The organism is Burkholderia sp. (assembly GCF_018375725.1).
Classification (GTDB): domain Bacteria; phylum Pseudomonadota; class Gammaproteobacteria; order Burkholderiales; family Burkholderiaceae; genus Burkholderia.
On the sequence record NZ_JAHACR010000410.1, the window covers coordinates 1 to 2,998 of the forward strand.

At 67.4% G+C, this 2,998-nt stretch carries 4 protein-coding genes and 1 pseudogene; all 5 read left to right on the forward strand.

What is annotated here, in order from left to right; all coding sequences use genetic code 11:
- On the forward strand, window positions 1–514 hold a 514-nt coding region (locus KH616_RS23570; RefSeq protein WP_292253410.1), incomplete at its 5' end, for a TOBE domain-containing protein.
- Between the two features lie 36 nt (window positions 515–550).
- Entirely contained in the window at window positions 551–1,375 is an 825-nt protein-coding gene (locus KH616_RS23575) for a transporter substrate-binding domain-containing protein (protein WP_292253412.1), read from the forward strand.
- Between the two features lie 43 nt (window positions 1,376–1,418).
- On the forward strand, window positions 1,419–2,183 hold the full coding sequence (locus KH616_RS23580) for an amino acid ABC transporter permease (protein WP_292253417.1): 765 nt from the start codon (window positions 1,419–1,421) through the stop codon (window positions 2,181–2,183).
- Window positions 2,180–2,836, forward strand: a complete 657-nt coding sequence (locus KH616_RS23585) for an amino acid ABC transporter permease (protein ID WP_292253415.1) — start codon at window positions 2,180–2,182, stop codon at window positions 2,834–2,836. The genes KH616_RS23580 and KH616_RS23585 overlap by 4 nt, the downstream gene beginning before the upstream one ends.
- Before the next feature lie 42 nt (window positions 2,837–2,878).
- A pseudogene (locus KH616_RS23590) lies at window positions 2,879–2,998 on the forward strand (amino acid ABC transporter ATP-binding protein); the annotation flags it as partial.

Below are 2,998 nucleotides of genomic sequence, written 5' to 3' on the forward strand. Positions count from 1 at the left end.
CATCACGACGATCATGGTCACGCACGACCAGCGCGAAGCGATGACGATGGCCGACGAGATCGTCGTGATGGCGAAAGGCCGCATCGAACAGATCGGCAAGCCGCTCGACATCTACCGCCATCCCGTCAACGAATTCGTCGCCGACTTCATCGGGCTCGGCAACATCCTGCCCGTGTCGTGCGGCGGCGCGGACGCGATCGTGCTGCCCGGCGGGCAGCGGCTCACGGTACAGCCGGGGCCGCGCGCAACAGACGGCGTGCGCCTGCTGATCCGCCCCGAGGACGTCTGCGTGCGCACGGCGCCGGCGTCTGCCGCGCCGAACACGCTCGCGGGCACGATCACGTTCGTGCGCGACGTGGGCGCGACGATCGAGGCGACGATCGACTGCCACGGTTTCACGCTGACGGCCGCCACGACGCCGCGCGAAACGCCCGACCTGCAGGTCGGCATGCCCGTGTTCGCCGAACTGCCCGTCAACGCGTGCAAGCTGATCGCCGCGCACGGCACCCGATAACGTTTCTTCCCCCAGCGCTGCCACAAGGACCTCACCATGCACACTTCGACCCATGCCTCCCGCCTCGCACGCCGCCTGCTCGCGCGCACCGCCCTCGCCGTCGCCTGCGCCGGCACCGCCGCACTCGCGACCTTCGCGCCGCTCGCGCATGCCGACGCGCTCGACACGATCGCGAAGGCCGGCGTGGTGCGCATCGGCGTGTTCGAGGACTACCCGCCGTTCGGCTCGATCGGCCCCGACATGAAGCCGCTGGGCTACGACATCGACATGGCCAACCTGATCGGCCGGGCGCTCAACGCGAAGGTCGAACTCGTGCAGGTGACGGGCGACAACCGCATGGCGTATCTCGCCGACCGCAAGGCCGACATGCTGCTGTCCGTCGGCCAGACGCCCGAACGCGCGAAAGTGATCGACTTCTCGCAGGCGTACGCGCCGTACTACCTCGCCGTGTTCGGCCCGAAATCGCTCGCGGTGAAGAGCACGGCCGATCTCGCCGGCAAGTCGGTCGCGGTCGCGCGCGGCACGCTCGAGGACCTGAGCGTGAGCAAGGCCGCGCCCGCGTCGGCCAGCATCAAGCGCTTCGACGATCCGAACGGCGCGATCGCCGCATTCCTGTCGGGACAGGCGCAGCTGCTCGTGGTCGGCAACGACGTCGGCGCGACGATCATCGCGCGCCATCCGTCGATCGACCCCGAGCAGAAGTTCTCGCTGTTCAGCTCGCCCGATCATGTCGGCCTGAACAAGAACGAGCCGCGCCTGATGCAGAAGGTCAACGATGCGATCGCCGGCGCGAAGAAGAACGGGACGCTGAACGCGCTGTCGCAGAAGTGGCTGCACGCGTCGCTGCCGGCGGATCTGTGATGCGGGCCGCATTCGCCCCGCGCTTCTGACGAAAGGCACCGCGATTAGCTACGTCTTTGATTTCAGCGGCTTCGGCCTGTACGCGGGAATGCTCGCGCGCGGCATCGCGGTGACGCTCGGCCTGACCGTGGCATCGACGCTGCTCGGCGGCCTCGTCGGCACCGCGGGCGCGTGGATCGCGATCGCGGGCCCGCGCTGGGCCCGCGCGCTCGTCGCGGTGTACGTCGAGGTGATCCGCAATACGCCGTTCCTGGTTCAACTGTTCTTCATCTTCTTCGGCCTGCCGGGCATCGGCATCCACATCGACGAAGGACAGGCGGCCGTGCTCGCGATGACGGTCAATCTCGGCGCGTATGCGGTGGAAATCCTGCGCGCGGGCATCGATTCGGTACCGCGCGGCCAGGTTCAGGCCGCGCGGGCGCTCGGGCTGCATGGCCGCCAGGTATTCGGCCATGTCGTGCTGCCGCAGGCGCTCGCGAATGTGTTCCCCGCGCTGGTCGGAAAAGTGCTGATCGTGATGCTCGGCTCGGCCGTCGTGTCGCAGATCTCCGTGCCCGACCTGACCTATGCGGCGAACTTCATCCAGTCGCGCAATTTCCGCGCGTTCGAGATCTATATCGTCGTCACCGTGATCTACCTCGTGCTGTCGGTCGCGCTGCGCGCGCTGCTCGATCGCGCGAGCCGCCGGCTGTTCGCGGGCCGCGTGTCGCACGGCACGATCGCCGCGGCGCGGCGCACACGCCTCGCCCGCTTCACGTGGCGCGCCCGCGCCCCCGAAACCTTCTCTCCGACGGAGCGTGCACGATGATCGAATTCACGATGTCGGATATCGCGTGGAACCTGCTGCTCGCCGCGCGCTGGACGCTGCTGCTGTCGTTGATCGCGTTCGCGGGCGGCGGCATCGCCGGCTTCGTGTTGCTGGCGATGCGTGTGTCGCCAGTGCCCGCGCTGCGCCGGTGCGTAACGCTGTACGTCGAGCTGTTCCAGGGCACGCCGCTGCTGATGCAGCTGTTTCTCGGTTTTTTCGGGCTGCCGCTGCTCGGCATCGACGTCACGCCGTGGGTTGCCGCATCCGTCGTGCTCACGCTGCATGCGAGCGCCTATCTCGCCGACATCTGGCGCGGCTGCGTCGATGCCGTGCCGCGCGGCCAATGGAGCGCGGCCGCGAGCCTCGGGATGACGTGGACCCAGCAACTGCGTGACGTGGTCTGGCCGCAGGCATGGAAGATCGCGCTGCCGCCGACCGTCGGTTTTCTCGTGCAGGTCGTCAAAAGCACGGCGCTGACGTCGATCATCGGCCTGACCGAACTCACGAAGACCGGCAACATCATCACCAACGCCGTGTTCAAGCCGTTTCCGATCTACGCGATGGTCGCGCTGCTCTACTTCGCGATGTGCTTCCCGCTCACGTGGTACGCACGCGTGCTCGAACGCCGCTATCGCACCGCGAAGTCCCGCTGAACGCGGCACGCAACGCCGCCCTTTCATGACGCAGGTTCCAGGATGATTTCCGTTCGCAATCTATCGAAGTGGTACGGCCCGTTTCAGGTTCTCACCGATTGCACGACCGAGGTGAAAAAGGGCGAGGTGGTGGTCGTCTGCGGGCCGTCGGGCTCGGGCAAG